Annotated in this window: 15 protein-coding genes; 12 read left to right on the top strand and 3 right to left on the bottom strand. The window is 35.1% G+C overall.

Going from position 1 to position 17,484, the window contains the following annotated elements; genetic code table 11:
- The first annotated feature begins 19 nt into the window (after window positions 1–19).
- From serB to AAT17_RS00595, 5 genes are all read left to right on the top strand, one after another.
- Window positions 20–1,246 (top strand): phosphoserine phosphatase SerB, encoded by a 1,227-nt coding sequence (gene serB / locus AAT17_RS00615; protein WP_060522461.1) that lies wholly within the window; start codon window positions 20–22, stop codon window positions 1,244–1,246.
- 123 nt (window positions 1,247–1,369) lie between these two features.
- A complete protein-coding gene (locus AAT17_RS00610) occupies window positions 1,370–4,342 on the top strand; it encodes a glycoside hydrolase family 3 N-terminal domain-containing protein (protein WP_060522460.1) in 2,973 nt (990 codons plus the stop codon).
- Between the two features lie 9 nt (window positions 4,343–4,351).
- Window positions 4,352–5,491: an N-acetyl-alpha-D-glucosaminyl L-malate synthase BshA gene (gene bshA / locus AAT17_RS00605; protein WP_060522459.1), complete on the top strand. Its 1,140-nt coding sequence runs from the start codon at window positions 4,352–4,354 to the stop codon at window positions 5,489–5,491.
- Window positions 5,484–5,900: a protease complex subunit PrcB family protein gene (locus tag AAT17_RS00600; RefSeq protein ID WP_060522458.1), complete on the top strand. Its 417-nt coding sequence runs from the start codon at window positions 5,484–5,486 to the stop codon at window positions 5,898–5,900. The genes bshA and AAT17_RS00600 overlap by 8 nt, the downstream gene beginning before the upstream one ends.
- 792 nt (window positions 5,901–6,692) lie before the next feature.
- Window positions 6,693–6,962 (top strand): DoxX family protein, encoded by a 270-nt coding sequence (locus tag AAT17_RS00595; protein WP_253279777.1) that lies wholly within the window; start codon window positions 6,693–6,695, stop codon window positions 6,960–6,962.
- On the opposite strand, the gene AAT17_RS00590 is transcribed toward AAT17_RS00595, so the two are convergent.
- The 3 genes from AAT17_RS00590 to AAT17_RS00580 form a co-directional block, all read right to left on the bottom strand.
- Window positions 6,959–7,321, bottom strand: coding sequence for a DoxX family protein (locus AAT17_RS00590; protein WP_060524900.1), 363 nt, complete (start codon window positions 7,319–7,321; stop codon window positions 6,959–6,961). The genes AAT17_RS00595 and AAT17_RS00590 overlap by 4 nt on opposite strands.
- A 151-nt stretch (window positions 7,322–7,472) precedes the next feature.
- A complete protein-coding gene (locus AAT17_RS00585) occupies window positions 7,473–8,402 on the bottom strand; it encodes a hypothetical protein (RefSeq protein WP_042280237.1) in 930 nt (309 codons plus the stop codon).
- Between the two features lie 109 nt (window positions 8,403–8,511).
- Entirely contained in the window at window positions 8,512–9,303 is a 792-nt protein-coding gene (locus AAT17_RS00580) for a DUF4294 domain-containing protein (RefSeq protein ID WP_060522456.1), read from the bottom strand.
- 99 nt (window positions 9,304–9,402) lie between these two features.
- On the opposite strand from AAT17_RS00580, the gene AAT17_RS00575 reads away from it, so the two are divergent.
- The 7 genes from AAT17_RS00575 (at window position 9,403) to AAT17_RS00545 (ending at window position 17,434) form a co-directional block, all read left to right on the top strand.
- On the top strand, window positions 9,403–10,512 hold the full coding sequence (locus AAT17_RS00575; RefSeq protein ID WP_042280239.1) for a M42 family metallopeptidase: 1,110 nt from the start codon (window positions 9,403–9,405) through the stop codon (window positions 10,510–10,512).
- A 189-nt stretch (window positions 10,513–10,701) separates the two neighbouring features.
- On the top strand, window positions 10,702–12,903 hold the full coding sequence (locus AAT17_RS00570) for a bifunctional (p)ppGpp synthetase/guanosine-3',5'-bis(diphosphate) 3'-pyrophosphohydrolase (protein ID WP_060522455.1): 2,202 nt from the start codon (window positions 10,702–10,704) through the stop codon (window positions 12,901–12,903).
- Between the two features lie 2 nt (window positions 12,904–12,905).
- Entirely contained in the window at window positions 12,906–13,373 is a 468-nt protein-coding gene (locus AAT17_RS00565; protein ID WP_042280240.1) for a Fur family transcriptional regulator, read from the top strand.
- Window positions 13,373–14,644: an adenylosuccinate synthase gene (locus AAT17_RS00560; protein ID WP_060522454.1), complete on the top strand. Its 1,272-nt coding sequence runs from the start codon at window positions 13,373–13,375 to the stop codon at window positions 14,642–14,644. Before AAT17_RS00565 ends, AAT17_RS00560 begins: the two co-directional genes overlap by 1 nt.
- A 50-nt stretch (window positions 14,645–14,694) precedes the next feature.
- Window positions 14,695–15,645 carry a DUF368 domain-containing protein gene (locus tag AAT17_RS00555; protein WP_367379282.1) on the top strand — a complete coding sequence of 317 codons (951 nt, stop codon included), beginning with the start codon at window positions 14,695–14,697 and terminating at the stop codon, window positions 15,643–15,645.
- A 3-nt stretch (window positions 15,646–15,648) separates the two neighbouring features.
- Window positions 15,649–16,668 (top strand): DUF368 domain-containing protein, encoded by a 1,020-nt coding sequence (locus AAT17_RS00550; RefSeq protein ID WP_082586863.1) that lies wholly within the window; start codon window positions 15,649–15,651, stop codon window positions 16,666–16,668.
- Entirely contained in the window at window positions 16,643–17,434 is a 792-nt protein-coding gene (locus AAT17_RS00545) for a shikimate dehydrogenase (RefSeq protein ID WP_042280244.1), read from the top strand. The genes AAT17_RS00550 and AAT17_RS00545 overlap by 26 nt, the downstream gene beginning before the upstream one ends.
- The last annotated feature ends 50 nt before the right edge of the window (window positions 17,435–17,484 follow it).

The following is a 17,484-nucleotide window of genomic DNA, read 5'->3' as shown; positions in this document are numbered from 1 at the left end:
CCATTTACCAACTACTGCCATGTCACATGATATTTTTTTACTTAATATTTCTGGACAAGATAAACCAGGACTTACAGCAGCTCTCACCGGTGCTTTGTCGGATTATGGTGCAAAAATTCTAGACATTGGTCAGGCCAATATTCATGAAACCCTTTCATTAGGTATTCTTTTTCAAATTCCCGCAGGAGAAAAATCTGCAGGCGTTTTAAAAGATCTACTTTTTAAATCTTATGAATTAGATATTCAGGTAAAGTTTTCACCAATATCCAATGAAGATTATGAAAACTGGGTAAATCTTCAAGGGAAAGATCGTTATATCATTACGCTATTAGGAGAACAGCTTACTGCACAACAAATAAGCGCTGTGACAGATGTCATATCTATAAATGGATTGAATATCGATTCTATAAAAAGATTGACCGGTCGTACCTCATTAATTCATCAAGATGAGTACAAGCGTGCATCGATACAGCTCTCAATAAGAGGGAAAATTGAGAATAAGGAACAACTGACTGAGAGTTTTATGAAAATCTCAGAACAAATGGATCTTGATATAGCTTTTCAAGAAGACAACATGTTCAGGCGCAACCGAAGATTGGTTTGTTTTGATATGGATTCTACACTCATACAGACTGAGGTTATTGATGAACTTGCCGATCTCGCAGGAGTAGGAGATGAAGTAAGAGCTATTACAGAAAGTGCCATGCGTGGAGAACTTGATTTTTCAGAGAGTTTTAAAAAACGAATGAAGCTTTTAAAAGGTTTAAAAGAGAGTACTCTAAATGAAGTGGCGCAGCAATTACCTATAACAAAAGGTGCCAGAAGACTCATTGAGACCTTGCGCAGTTATGGTTACAAAACGGCTATTCTTTCAGGCGGTTTTACCTATTTTGGAAACTATTTGAAAGAAGAGCTAGGCATGGATTATGTCTATGCCAATCAATTAGAAATTAAAAATGGTGAACTCACCGGGAATTATATAGGCGAGATAGTAAACGGTTCTAAAAAAGCCGAATATCTTAAAGAAATAGCTCAAAAAGAAGGTATTGACATTGCACAAACCATCGCAGTAGGCGATGGTGCTAATGATTTACCCATGCTTAATCTTGCTGGTCTAGGAATTGCCTTTCATGCAAAACCCAAAGTTCAAGAAGATGCTCAAAGCGCTATAAACAGTATAGGCCTAGATGGAGTTTTATACTTTCTAGGATTTCACGATAGACATATTGATTTGATGAATCCGTAATCGTTAAAAAACGGTTTAAAAACCACAGAACTTTTAGCAAATTCATCACACACAAGGTTACAGTTTTCCTTATCTTTCCTTATTAGGAACAGTTATTGATTTACTGTAATTCTTTAGACTTCTATGAATTTAAAACATTATAGCTACTATCTAGTTAGCCTTGTATTTTTAGGTCTCGCTTTCGCGAAAGCGCAGTCACCAACACTGGAATCAAAATCATTAAAATCCGAAATATCACAATCAGTAAATCCATTGCATGCAGATGATGTAATTGCTCAACAAATATGGGTTGACAGTATTTACAATCAGATGACAACTAGGCAAAAAATAGGTCAATTGTTTATGGTCGATTTGTTTTCTAATAAAGAAAAAGCGCATATTGATAGAGTGCGTAATTTGATTGAGAATCATGAAATAGGCGGAATAATATTTTCAAAGGGAACGCCACAACTGCAAGCTCCATTAACCAATGAGTTACAAGCCTTATCCAAAGTACCTCTTATGATAGGTATGGATGCCGAATGGGGACTTGCTATGAGACTAGAGAATACATTTGCTTATCCATGGAATATGACGTTGGGTGCCAATCCAGGTGATGAATTAACCTACGAAGTGGGTAAACGAATAGGCGAACACTGCAAGCGTTTGGGTGTTCATATCAATTTTGCTCCAGATGTGGATATTAATACCAATCCAGATAATCCTATCATCGGTAACAGAAGTTTTGGTGAGGATAGGGATAATGTGACCAGAAAAGCACTCGCGTTCTTGAATGGAATGCAGAGTGTAGGTGTACTTGCTAGTGCCAAACATTTTCCAGGTCACGGTGATACTGATCAAGATAGTCATAAAACCTTGCCTACCGTAAGTTTTGATGCAAAGCGTATTGATGAAATAGAACTGTATCCTTATAAGAGACTTATTGACAACAATTTAGCTAGCGTAATGGTTGCTCATTTAAATGTTCCTAGCTTGGAAACTAGAGCAGGATATCCAACTAGTTTAAGTGAAAAAGTAGTATCTGGTTTACTGAAAAGGGATTTAGGATTTCAAGGACTCATTTTTACGGATGCACTGAATATGAAAGGAGCAAGCAATTTCAGTTCTCCAGGTGACATAGACCTAGCTGCTTTTAAAGCTGGTAACGATGTGCTGTTAATTTCAGAAAATGTTCCAAAAGCTATTGATAAAATCGAAGAAGCTTTAAAAAATGGTGAGATTACTGAAGATCGTTTAAAACAATCTGTCGTTAAAATATTGCAAGCTAAATATTTAGTTGGTTTGCATCAATACAAACCTATAGAGTTGTCTGGATTGCAAGAGGACTTGATTACTAATCAAGATGTTTTGTTGTATGAGAAATCTATTTCAAACTCGGTTACCTTATTAAAAAACACAAGTAATTTACTACCCTTAAAAAACTTAGAAACTAAGAAAATAGCTTATGTTCAAATGGGCGATGATCATGGCGACGCTTTTATAGAGCAACTTAATAAGTATAGTAGAGTAGATCGTGTGCGAGCTGCCCGTCTTGATGAACTCATGAATAAGCTTTCTGCCTATAACACGGTTATAATCGGATTTCATAAATCTAATGATTCACCCTGGAAATCATATAGTATTTCTGATAAAGAATTAACTTGGATGTATGAGATTGCAAGAAAACACGATGTAATCTTGGACGCTTTTGTAAATCCGTACACGTTTAGAAAATTAAAATCTACAACCAATTTTGAATCCATAATAGCTTCTTATCAAAATAGTGAAATAAGTCAACAGGTAAGTGCTCAAATGATCTTTGGTGCAAGAGATTTTAAGGGTAAGCTACCGGTTACTAGTGGAGAATTCAAAGTAGGTACTGGTATTTATCTTCCTAGTATTGGTAGATTATCCTATTCAACTATGCCAGAAAGTGCAGGTTTAAGCAGTGCTATGATCGCCAAAATTGATAGCATTGCTAATCATACAATTGATCAACAAGGTGCACCTGGAATGCAGGTCTTGGTAGCTCGCAAGGGTAGGGTTGTGTTTGATACCAGTTATGGATTCCATACTTACGATAAAAGAAGACGTGTAAGTAGTACTGATAAATACGATATAGCATCAGTTACCAAAATTGTGGCGACTTTACCTTTGGTGATGGAACTTCAAGAACAAGGCATTATAAGCTTGGATGATACTTTAGGAGAATTACTACCAGAATATAGAAACACCGATAAAGAGAATATTACAATCAAGCAAATGTTGAGTCATTATGCAAGATTAAAACCATGGATTCCATTTTATAGCAACACTTTAGATAGCATTACACAAAAACCTTTAAAACAATTATATAGCAATACTAAAAAAGGTGGCTATTCTTTAATTGTTGCAGATAATTTATATGGGAAATCTGTTTTAAAAGACAGCATTTCAAATAGCATCAGATTATCTAGCTTACGCGAAAAGTTGGAATATAAGTACAGTGATTTTCCTTACTACATCCTAAAGGATTTCATCGAAGGCTATTATAACCAAGATTTAAATGAACTTACTCAGAACCATTTTTATGCCTCGTTGGGTATGGAGAATACAACGTATTTACCAAGGAATAAATTTGACAAATCAGAAATCGTACCTACTGAGAATGACACTGTATTTAGAAATCAACTGGTTCATGGTTTTGTGCACGATCAAGGTGCTGCTATGCAAGGTGGTATCGGCGGACATGCAGGTGTATTCTCTACCTCAAACGACATTGCCAAAATGATGCAAATGTATTTACAAGGAGGCTACTATGGCGGTAAGAGCTATTTCAAAGAAGAGACTATAAATACATTTAATTTCTGTTATTACTGTGATCAAGAGGTTAGGAGAGGAGTAGGTTTTGACAAGCCTCAATTAGATGAAGTAGGCCCAACTTGTGGATGTGTGAGTATGCAAAGTTTTGGTCATAGTGGCTTTACTGGTGCTTACACCTGGGCTGATCCAGAAAATGAAATTGTGTATGTCTTTTTAGCAAATCGTATTCATCCTGATGCGAATAATAAGTTTTTAATTGAGGAAAATATTAGAACTAACATTCAGCAGGTGATTTATGATCACATTATTGAATAAAATATAAATATGAAAATAGCCATAGTTTGTTATCCAACCTTTGGAGGAAGTGGAGTAGTAGCGACCATGTTAGGAACTGCCCTTGCAAAACGTGATCATGAAGTACACTTTATTACGTACCATCAACCTGTTCGCTTAGATTTACTGGCTCGCAATATCTATTTTCATGAAGTAAGTGTTGAAGAATATCCCTTATTTCATTATCAACCCTATGATCTAGCATTAAGTAGTAAATTGGTAAATGTGGTGCAAGAATATGGCATAGAATTACTACATGTTCATTATGCCATACCACATGCCTACGCAGGTTATATGGCTCAGCAAATGCTTAAGGAACAAGGAATAGAACTACCAATGGTAACCACGTTACATGGTACTGATATAACCTTAGTAGGAAATCATCCTGTCTATAAGCCTTCCGTAACGTTTAGTATCAATAATAGCAATATAGTAACATCAGTATCAGATAGCTTAAAACAAGACACGCTAGAATTATTTGACATAAGAACTTCAATTGAAGTCGTGCCTAACTTTATTGATATGAGTAGGTATTCTGAGGAGTTTAAAGATTGCGACCGCAGCATGATGGCCTTTCCTCAAGAACGCATCATAACACATTTGAGTAACATGCGACCTGTAAAACGCATACAAGATGTCGTAAGTATTTTTGAAAAAATAAGTAAGGAAATACCTAGTATTTTAATAATGGTCGGTGATGGACCAGAAAGAGCTGCAGCTGAGGAATATGCTAAAAAACTAGGTTTACAATTAAAAATAAAATGGGTAGGAAATAGTACCGAAATAGACCGTATTCTTTGTTTTACAGATTTATTCTTATTACCATCTGAAAAAGAAAGTTTTGGACTGGCAGCGCTAGAGGCAATGGCCAATAAAACACCGGTAATTTCTTCAAATACCGGTGGATTGCCAGAGGTTAATGAAAATGGTGTTACAGGATATACAAGTGATGTAGGTAATGTAGAAGAAATGGCATTAAATGCTATTAAAATATTGAAAGATGATGATACCTTGAGTATTTTTAAAACATCAGCGTATAATAAGGCACAAGAATTTGATATACATAAAATAGTTCCACAATATGAAGAATTGTATCACAAGGCTATTTATAGCAAGCATAATAATGATTAATTTGAACTCGTGCGGTGTTAGCAATGAGTTAAAAGAAAGAAGAGAAACCGGATATGAAATACTGTATGAATCACAAATAAGTGACTGTACAGATCAAAAAATTCGAATACTCGATGATGAAGACCAATGGACACAATACGTTGATAGTTTTAGAAATGACAAATTAGGATCCGTTTCTAATATTGATTTTGACAAAGAATTTATTGCCGTAGTTTGTGCTGGTACAAGAAATACGGGTGGTTATGAAATTAAGTCTCCGGTTATTTCTAAAGAAAAAGAAACTATGATGTATTATTTTGAAGTAGAAGGACCAGGTAAAGAGGATCTAGTAACTATGGCTATAACACAACCAATGATGGTAGTAAGAATACCATATAGCAGTAATAAGGTTATTTGCAGATGGAAGTAACAAGCACAGTATTCTTCTCAGAATGCTATGTTTCTATTTGACATAATATTTATTATAGTTCATTATGATTATGTATAAATATAGAATTACGATAAATTCATTAAATGCAATTAATAATACCTAAAGCATCAACAATTACTGAGTTATATGAATATATTGATAAGAATATATTCATAATTAAGGAATCACATAATTAAAGCACAAATAATCATACTGTATTATTAAAATCTCAACAAACCTGTTTTATATTGAATGATTCTTATTTAAACGTAATTTGAGCGTACGCATTTTTATTTTTTACTTGAATAAATGATAATTATGCATAGCAAACCGTGTTTTCGTCGATTCATACAACAGAATTAACTTACATTTCATCTAAAATGTTAATTGATCCCTATTAAACTTAATATCGGTATTATGCGCGCATAACATATTGATAATGTGGGAAATGTTAACAAATAGGCTTTAATAAATATTTTAACATATGTTAATAATAAAAGATCTCTAACCTTTTCGTAATTAGTTCGTTAAGCTTTATGCACTACATTTGTACTGGATTAATTATTCAAGTTAAGTTTTGTAAATTATAAAGAAGTTGTTTTGACTAGTGTATAAAGGCCATTTGCTCTCGCAAGTGGCTTTTATCTTTTATATCTTTTTTGGGATAATTTGAAAATTCAGTAATTAGCTTGTACTTCACATATACTACAAATGAAGGCTTTACTAGTTGTTACATTATTCTCTGGGCTTAGTTTTATATTTTATGGATTCAGCTGTTTGTATTCGAAAAAAATGAAAGCAGAATTCATTAGATTCCGTATTCCTAAATATCGTAATATTACTGGATTACTTCAGATACTAGGTGGATCCAGTCTGGTTATCGGTTACTTGATGTCAGTTTGGTGGTTAGCCTTTGTAGGAGCGTTAGGACTAGCCGTTTTAATGGCGTTAGGCTTCTTTACCCGACTTAGAATTAAGGACAGCCTACCATTATCAGCTCCTGCTCTACTCTTCTCGTTGTTAAATGCGTTTCTAGCTTTTAAATTTTACACCTATATCTAATACAAGTAAATAAATAAACACAAGGTTAAAAATAAGGCTGCTGGAAAAGATTTATAAAGCGGATCACCAATTTTTAAATGCATGATTACTGATCCAGTCAATAAGGCAGCCAACCCTAAAGCTGCATAGCTTTCAATACCACTTACCCATATAGAAGCTATCAACAATAAAGATAATGACACCTTGAGGATACCAACAATATAACATACTTGCACAGGTAATCCATAAACTTTGAATTCCTCAACTAGCGTATCGGCGTCGCCACCTCTCCATTTTGTTTTCTTGTTTCTTTGAACTAACCAAACATTCAATAAACTTACTGCTACAATTATTTTTAGGGCGATAATCACGTACTCCATTTCTAAAACTTTTATTTTTAAAGGTATACGAATGTCTAACAATTTATGTTAATAATTAAACAAAACAATGTTAGCAATTTATTATTTCATGTAAAGGACAAAAAAAACCCTTCTGTTAGAAGGGTTTTTGATTTTCTATCTTTAATTATACTTATAGACCAACTCTATAAATAAGATCCAAGCCTACAAAAAAGCTACTGTCAAATTCGGCGTTTAATCTATTACGATCATCACCACTCACCTGGAAAGTTAGCACCTGTGCTCCTACTTTATCTCCTGTGTTATAAACACCATAGTCAGTAGTATCAAAACCTGCTTTAATACGAGCTAAAACTTGGTTTTTAAACAATCCGTAGGAAGCGTACAAACCGAATCTGATTGATTCTTCTTGAGCATATAAATCTTGAGAATAACCATTAAGGAAATAAGATTTAACACTTGTCCTTAAATCAGCACCTAGAGCAAATTTCTTACTGAAATAATAGTTAGCCTCCATTTTAATAGGTAATAAAGCGTCTAGAGTAAACTTTCTATTTTTAGTCCTATAATACACACCAACCAACGGCGTAATGATTTGTCCAAATTCTTCGGTGCTAGAATACATTCCAAAACGGTAAACTCTTCTGGAGTTTTTCTTCATTTCCATAAAAGCTATAGCGCCAAATTGAAAAGCATTATCTAAATCACCATCAAAATTTGAAGCAAATTTTGGTAGCAACACATAATTACCCGTCCATTTTCTACTATGTTTCATTTTTACCCCTAAATTTAATCTAGTCATCAACAGTCGATCGTCCTCTAATGAATTAAAAATATTAGGGAAATTTGCTCCTTGTAGACTAAATAAATTGTCTATTTGAGTATTCTCAACAGTTAGACCAGTAACTAAGGTCGTTTTGGAACTTAATGGTGTAGGATATAAAATTTCTAAATTAACGTTAGAAATATCTGTTTCTTCAAAATCTCCATCAACATCTTGCATTGAAGTTCTAGCGAGATTTAACCGCACAACATCTAGTGTAGTCTGTGAAAAAGCCACACCAGTCATAAGGAAACATAGTAAAAAGGTAAATTTTCTCATTTGTTTATTAATTAATCGCTCAATGATACTATAAAATTATGAGAAATTTAAGAACACCTAGTAGAAAATGAGAATATAATAAACTTGTTAATAGGTAAACACACTCATTCTAAGATCGTTTACGCTTTCTTTGTCTTGCCTTCTTCTCGCGATATTTCTTTATCCTTTTAGCTCTTTCGGCAAGTTGAATGCTGTCGTAATTAGCTGGTAAAGCCTCGGTATAAGCTTTCCAGGTGGACTTGCCTTCAAAGTAATCGATAGGAATAGCACTTTCTTGTTCATCAAGAGTTTCCTGTCTAAAGGCATTTATTAAAATGTCTTCTATATAAAAATCATCTACAACCATATGTGGTTTGTACTCTTCCTTTAATGAAATATCAAAAATCTTTGCCGTGTTATTGAACCAGAATGCACTCCAGCCACTACGTAATCGCTTAATCAGTTCAAATGCAGTGTCGCCTGTCTGTCTGTGAATTAACTTAATAAGGATTTGACCTTCTGTCCGTGTCAATTTCTTTAGTTCGGCAGTGAATTCTTCCTCGATATACTTTTCGACCATTTTTGCATATCGTTTTTTATCCCTAGTATTTTCTAATGTCGCTAGCCTTTTATCCAATTCCTGTAACCTTTCTGCTGCTAGTTTTGCATAGGGCCACACTTTCAAAGTTTTACGTTTTAAGATTAAATACCTTATACGTTCGTATTTGTGGTCAAATTTCAACTTTTGAATAAGCATTATTTGGTCCAGTTCCACAGCACTCACTGAATCACCGTCTATAAAATAATATTCTGGCGAGCTGGTTTTTACACTGTCTACTTTTACCTTAAGTGTATCTGGTAATTGCGCTTTCGCGAAAGCGTACACAAAACAAACCAATAGAATAAAAAGTAATTTTTTCATAGCAGTTACCTCTGTTCAAAAGGCATTCCAAAAATAATAAAGCTGCCACTATAAAAAGTGCTAAGTGCGCAGTATATTCACGTTTTTAAATTTTTATCCATGGCAGAAAAAAGTCTTCTTAATAAAAAATCCCTTGAATTTTTAGAAAATTACCTAAACACAGCCTCGCCTACTGGTTATGAGTGGAATGGTCAACGTGTTTGGATGGATTATTTAAAACCTTATGTAGATGAATTTATAACTGACAATTACGGTACGGCTGTAGGAGTTATAAATCCCGACGCAAAATATAAAGTAGTCATTGAAGGTCATGCAGATGAGATAAGCTGGTACGTTAATTACATCACCGATGATGGACTTATTTATGTAATACGCAATGGTGGTTCTGATCACCAGATTGCTCCTTCTAAAGTGGTAAATATTCACACCAAAAAGGGTATCGTAAAAGGCGTTTTTGGATGGCCAGCTATTCATACTCGTAGTAGAGCCAATGAAAAAGCTCCTAAACCAGATAATATATTTATTGATTGCGGTTGTACTACAAAGGACGAAGTTTTAGAACTGGGTGTTGACGTGGGATCAGTAATCACTTACCCAGATGAGTTCTTTGTCTTAAACGGTAACAAATTTGTTTGTCGTGCCCTTGATAATCGTATGGGTGGTTTTATGATTGCCGAAGTAGCTCGATTACTGAAAGAAAATAATCAGGAACTGGACTTTGGATTGTATGTGACAAATTCTGTTCAAGAAGAAATAGGTTTGCGCGGTGCCGAAATGATTACACAAACCATTAAACCTAATGTTGCCATCGTGACTGATGTTACTCACGATACCACTACTCCAATGATCGACATGAAGAAAAATGGAGATGCTGCTATAGGTAAAGGACCCGTATTAGCCTATGCTCCTGCGATACAAAATAACCTGCGTAATTTGATTATGGATGCTGCAGATGCTGCAGATATTCCCTATCAAAAAAGAGCTACCTCGCGCAGTACAGGAACCGATACTGATGCATTTGCTTATTCTAATGGTGGAGTTCCTAGTGCTTTGATATCGTTGCCATTGAGGTACATGCACACCACTGTAGAAATGGTACACCGTGATGATGTTGAAAACGTGATAAAAATGATTTATGAATCACTGTTAAAAATAAATAACAATCACGATTTTAATTACTTCAATAATGGGAACACAGGTCTTTATTAATTAAGATAATAACTAATAATTGGAAAAACAGGTCAAATAACAAATTGACCTGTTTTTTTTGTGCTTCATTTTCTATTTAATGGGTCACTTTATTTATATCTCTTCTTTATTGGTATTTGCCTATTATAATATAAGCTATATCTAGTTACTGCTATTGTATGTGTCGATATGTTGCACTACTTTTACTTTATGACCGAAGTGGAAATAGCCGAAGAAAACAAACTTATTGCGCAAGGATATAAAGACTTGCTCAAAATTAGTTATCAAACTCTTACCGATGAGGATAAAAAACTTATTCGTAAGGCTTTTGATATTGCTGTAGAAGCTCATGCACCACAGCGTCGTAAATCTGGTGAGGCCTACATCTTCCATCCTATTGCCGTCGCAAAAATCGTAGCCAAAGAAATAGGTCTGGATGCCACAGCAATAGCAGCAGCCTTATTACATGATGTTGTTGAAGATACAGAATACTCTCTCAATGACATAGAGCGTCTTTTTAACCCGACAATCGCTCGCATTGTAGATGGTCTTACTAAAATCGCGCATCTTAAAAAGGATGGTGATATTTCTACACAAGCAGAGAATTTTAGAAAAATGCTGCTTACCCTTAACGAGGATGTACGTGTAATCATTATTAAGATTGCAGACCGTTTGCACAACATGCAAACAATGGACAGCATGCCCGATTACAAACAGGTTAAAATAGCGTCTGAAACGCTGTATATCTATGCTCCTATTGCACATCGTTTAGGTCTTTACAACATTAAAACAGAACTTGAAGACCTAGGCCTTAAATACACTGAACCTGAGGTGTATAGTGATATACAAAACTCAATTAAGGAAAGTAAAGAAGAACAAGATCGTTATATAAAAGAATTTAGTGATATTATTGACGATAGCCTTAATAAAGAAGGCCTTGAATATACGATATACGGTAGGCATAAATCAGTCTTTAGTATACGTAGAAAGATGCTTAAACAAGGTGTTTCCTTTGACGAGGTCTACGATAAATTTGCAATACGAATTGTTTTTAGAAGCGATCGTGCAAATGAAAAGTTTCTGGCTTGGAAAGTATACTCAGTAGTAACAGATCATTTTAGACCCAATCCTGTAAGGCTTAGAGACTGGATAAGCTCGCCAAAATCTACAGGTTATGAAGCGTTGCACATCACAGTGATGGGCCCAGATGGTAAATGGGTAGAAGTTCAAATAAGATCAGAGCGCATGCATGAAGTAGCTGAAAAAGGTTACGCAGCGCATTATAAATACAAGCAAGGCAACCAAGAAGACGGACTCGAGGAATGGCTGAATCGTTTACAAGACGCTCTAGAAAACCCAGAGGTGAACGCAGTTGATTTTGTTGAACAATTTAAACTCAACTTATACAGTAAGGAGATATTTGTATTTACACCAAAAGGTGATTTAAAATCATTACCTAAAGGCTCTACCCCATTAGACTTTGCTTTTGCCATTCACACAGAAGTAGGTATGCGCACTCGTGGCGCGCGAGTAAACGGTAAATTAGTACCGCTATCTCACGAATTAAAAAGTGGTGATCAGGTGGATATTATCACCTCAGAAAACCAGAAACCTACTAAAAACTGGTTGGACTATGCAACAACGGCACGTGCTCGTTCCAAAATTAAAAGTGCTTTAAAAGAAGATCAAACTCTTATTGCCGATGAAGGAAAAGTAGTGCTTGCGCGAAAACTGAAGTCCCAAAAAATCAACTTGGATAATAATGTGGTCAATGAAATGGTGAACTTTTTTAAGTTAAAAACCAGTCAAGACCTATTTTACCGGGTAGGAACAGGTGTCATAGACAACAAAGCCATTAAAGAATACGCTAGTAGTCGTAGTAACGCTTTATACAGTTTTATAAAAAACAAAATCCGTAAGCCAAAGTCTAATCCGGATTTGGATAAACCGGAAGTTACTGAAAATTACGACGACATAGTATTTGGTAAAGAACAAGTTCAATTAGATTACACATTATCTAAATGCTGTAATCCAATTCCAGGAGATTCCGTCTTTGGATTTACAACAGTAAGCGAAGGTATTAAGGTTCATAAAAACAATTGTCCTAATGCTATTAGTTTACAGAGTAAATTTGCATATCGTATAATAAGTGCAAAATGGATTGATTCTACACAACGTGAGCACAAGGCAGATCTTGTACTTACAGGAATAGATAGACTGGGATTGGTTCAAGAAGTGACACAAGTCATTTCAGAATTTATGAGCGTAAATATCAAAAGTATCAGCTTCAGTAGTGATGATGGTATTTTTAAAGGTGAGATTACAGTAGTAGTGACTAATAAAAAGATTTTACAAACGTTGATGCAAAATCTGAATAAAATAAACGGAATAGACAAAGTAACGAGATCGTAATAATGAGTGAAATTATTAACAATTTGGAAAAGGAGCAGGAAATCGTGAAGAATGTTTTCACTCAATTTCTTAGTGATAACAAACACAGGAAAACACCTGAACGTTTTGCCATCCTGGCTGAAATTTATGCCAGTGATGAGCATTTTGATGTAGAGTCATTATACATTAAAATGAAGGAACAAAACTATCGCGTAAGTCGCGCTACGCTTTATAATACGATAGATTTACTTATGGAATGTAAATTGGTGCGCAGGCATCAATTTGGTCAAAATCAATCCTATTATGAGAAATCATATTTTGACAAACAACACGATCATTTAATACTTCAAGATACCAATGAAGTTATTGAATTTTGTGACCCTAGAATTGAGTCAATAAAAAAGACAATTGAAGAGGTTTTTGATGTCCAAATAACCAATCATTCTTTATACTTTTACGGCGTTAAAAATTCAACGGAAAACAATCAATAATGGCAGTAGATTTATTGCTCGGTTTGCAATGGGGCGACGAGGGAAAAGGTAAAATAGTAGACGTTTTAACTTCTAACTACGATATCATTGCAAGATTTCAAGGAGGACCCAATGCTGGTCACACTTTAGAGTTTGATGGTATCAAACACGTATTAAGAACAATCCCTAGCGGTATCTTTCACGACAAAGCTATCAACGTGATAGGAAATGGTGTAGTAATTGATCCTGTAGTTCTAGCACAAGAATTAGACGGTCTTAAACAATTCAACATCAATTATGTTGAACGTTTAATAATTTCTAGGAAGGCGCACATCATTTGTCCCACTCACAGACTACTAGATGCAGCAAGTGAAGCGGCAAAAGGTAAAGCAAAAATAGGTTCGACCCTTAAAGGAATTGGTCCTACTTATATGGATAAAACAGGTAGAAATGGTATTCGTGTAGGTGATATAGAACTGGACAATTGGAAAGAGAAATACCGCGCTCTTGCAGATAAGCATGAAGATCTTATTGGTTTCCATAATGTTGATATACAATACGACCTTAAAGAATTAGAAGAAGAATTCTTCACCGCTATAGAACGTTTAAAGGAATTAACATTCATTGATTCTGAAGAATACCTACATCAAGCACAAAAACAGGGTAAATCAATCCTTGCTGAAGGTGCTCAAGGTAGTTTGTTAGATATTGACTTTGGAACGTACCCTTTTGTAACTTCTTCAAACACCACTGCTGCCGGAGCTTGTACAGGTCTAGGAGTTGCTCCTAACAGAATAGGTGAAGTATTTGGTATTTTTAAAGCATATACAACACGAGTAGGTAGCGGTCCATTCCCTACTGAACTTTTTGATGAAACAGGAGAAAAAATGGCTAAGGTAGGTCATGAATTTGGTGCCGTAACCGGAAGACCGAGACGTTGTGGTTGGTTAGACCTGGTTGCATTAAAATATGCCTGTCAAGTTAATGGTGTAACTCAACTTATGATGATGAAAGGAGATGTTCTTTCAGGTTTTGACGCTTTACAAGTTTGTACGGCTTATAAATATAAAGGAGAAACCATAGAACACTTGCCTTACAATATAGAAGCGGAAAACATCACTCCAATTTATAGTGAATTTGCTTGTTGGGAAGAAGATCTTACACAAATGACATCGGTAGATCAGTTTCCTAAAGAGCTCAATGCATACATTGAGTTTTTAGAAAAGGAACTAGAAATTCCAATTAAAATAGTAAGTGTAGGTCCAGATCGTAAACAGACCATACACAGATAAACATAAAGCTGGTTTCATTTTTGAACCAGCTTTTTTTAAATAAGTTTATTTTGAAAAAATATCTTAATACAATGCTCAAAGGTGTACTCATGGGTACTGCCGATGTCGTGCCAGGTGTTTCTGGTGGAACTATAGCATTTATAACAGGAATTTACGAGGAACTTATAGCCACTATTGATGGGTTGAGTTTTCAGGCTATTAAAGACATAAAACTTATTGGTTTTGGTGGTGTAATTAGAAAGTACAACTTAAAATTCTTACTCAGTTTAATATTAGGAATTGGAATAGCAGTTGTAAGCCTGTCAAAACTCATTAGTTATCTTCTTGAAACCTATCCAGTTCTAGTATGGGCATTCTTCTTTGGTTTAGTGATAGCGAGTATACTATACATAGCCAGACAAATCAATAGATGGAACGGCACTGCCCTGCTTGCCATAATAATAGGAACAGCAATATCGTATTACATTACAATTGCAGAACCTATAGGATCGCCAGATACCTGGTGGTACATTATTTTTTCAGGATTCATAGCAATAATAGCTATGATACTTCCGGGTGTTTCGGGTGCTTTTTTATTACTCCTTTTAGGAAGTTATAAAGTAATTATAGGTAGTATATCTGGTCTAGTAGAAGCCTTGTCACAAGGAGATTGGTCTTTAGTAGGTAAATACTTGACTAACTTGATGTTATTTGCTCTTGGTTGTATCGTTGGTTTAAAGATTTTTTCAAGAATTTTAACCTGGTTATTCAAGAATAAAGAAAATACAACACTGGCTTTGCTTACAGGTTTTATGATTGGTTCTCTCAACAAATTATGGCCATGGAAGAAGGTTATAAGCACACGAGTGAATAGTCACGGTGAGGAAGTTCCTTTTTTGGAAAAAAGTATTTTACCACAATACTTTGATGGAGAACCTAAAATACTGTTAGTTTTTATTCTTGCCTTGCTAGGTTTTGCACTTATTTTTATCTTAGAAAAATGGGCTGCTAAAAAACAATAACACGTGCGTCAACCTACTCGTAGTTTTACCGATAAGTTATTACTTATACTCAAGGGTATCGCTATGGGAACTGCAAACAAAGTTCCCGGCGTGAGCGGCGGTGTTGTGGCATACGTTACTGGTTTCTATGAAGAATTTATTTACAGCCTTCAAAAACTCAATCTCAAAGCACTTAAATTACTTTTTAACGGTAGATTCAGGTCTTTCTTTCATTATGTAAACGGCAGGTTTTTAAGCCTATTACTCCTGGGTGAAGCTATAAGCTACTTTACTGTTTCTATAGGGTTTGATGTATTACTAGAATATTACCCTATTCTTATTTGGGCTTTATTTTTTGGGATGATATTAGGTTCCATTTATTATATCGCCCGTAATTACAACAGTTGGACTCGACAAAATATCATCATTTTAATGATAGGTATAGCCATAGGCGTGGGAACATCATTACTCGATCCTGCTACACAAAACACTAATTTGTTTTTTGTTTTCTTTTGTGGGATGGTGAGTATTTGCGGTATGACCTTACCTGGATTGAGTGGTAGCTTCATCCTTATTCTTCTAGGTAATTACGTTCTTTTACTGGTTGATAGTATTAATGCTTTATTCAACACCATGGTGGCAATCGCAAGATGGGATTTCTCATGGTGGTACGATAGTGTTCATATGGATTTGTTATTGATCTTGGTAGTCTTTGTTGCTGGTTCTATTTTTGGCTTGGTAAGTTTATCTCATCTATTGGGATGGACGATGAAAAACTTTCGTAATCAGACTAACGCTATGATTATAGGATTTATAACAGGATCCTTAGGAGTTGTATGGCCCTGGAAAAAGGCTATTTATCAACGCACAGTTACAGGTGAAATTTCTTTAGATGCTAGTGGTAATGAGATTTTAGTAGATTACAACAGGTACTGGCCCGATCTTGCAACTGCTCAAACCTGGATAGCAATTGCTATGATTTTAATAGGATATTTAATTGTGTATTTACTTAGTCGTTATGGAAATAAAACAAATCCCGCGTAGCATTTTTGGATTAATAGGTAAGCGATTAGATTACAGTTTTTCTAGATCCTATTTTACAGAAAAATTCGAATCATTAGGCTTACAAGATCATGAGTATAGAAATTTTGAAATTCCTGATGCTAGTGAATTAGTTCGCTTTCGCGAAAGCGTAACCTATGACCTGCAAACACGCACTACAGCTGGTAAATCTGAAATTATACGTGGTTTGAATGTAACCATACCTTACAAACAAGATATCATGGATATTCTGGACGAGATAAGTCCAGAGGCGAGAGATATAGGTGCTGTTAATACTATTGCTATTGAAGATAACAGGTGGACCGGTTATAATACGGATGCTTATGGATTTGGCAAGGGCTTATCCCCTTTTTTACCTATCAAAAAAAATGCTCTTATATTAGGCACTGGCGGTGCGTCAAAGGCTATTGCCTACACGCTAGATTCTATGCAAATACCTTATTTATTTGTTTCCAGAAATCCTAAGGATGAATTTACGATAGACTATAAATCCGTTTCACCCCAAGTCATGAAAATGGTTGGGTTAATTATCAATACCACTCCGCTAGGCACTCATCCAGATGTTGAAGTTGCTCCTGAAATTCCTTATGATCAGGTAACAGGTCAACATGTTTTTTATGATTTAGTTTATAATCCACCACAAACTCTTTTTATGAAAAAGGCAAGTGCTCACGGCGCACAGGTTATTAATGGAAAACAAATGTTAGTACATCAGGCTGAAAAAGCTTGGGAAATATGGAATAAGTAAGGCATCATAACGTTGTGATTGCATATCATTCTGATTATCTTGCCCACCTA

Origin of the sequence: Nonlabens sp. MIC269 (assembly GCF_001430865.1) — a bacterium.
Taxonomy (GTDB): Bacteria; Bacteroidota; Bacteroidia; order Flavobacteriales; family Flavobacteriaceae; genus Nonlabens; species Nonlabens tegetincola.
The sequence above is the reverse complement of the archived record's forward strand: the minus strand, read 5'-3'. Positions and strand labels throughout refer to the sequence as shown.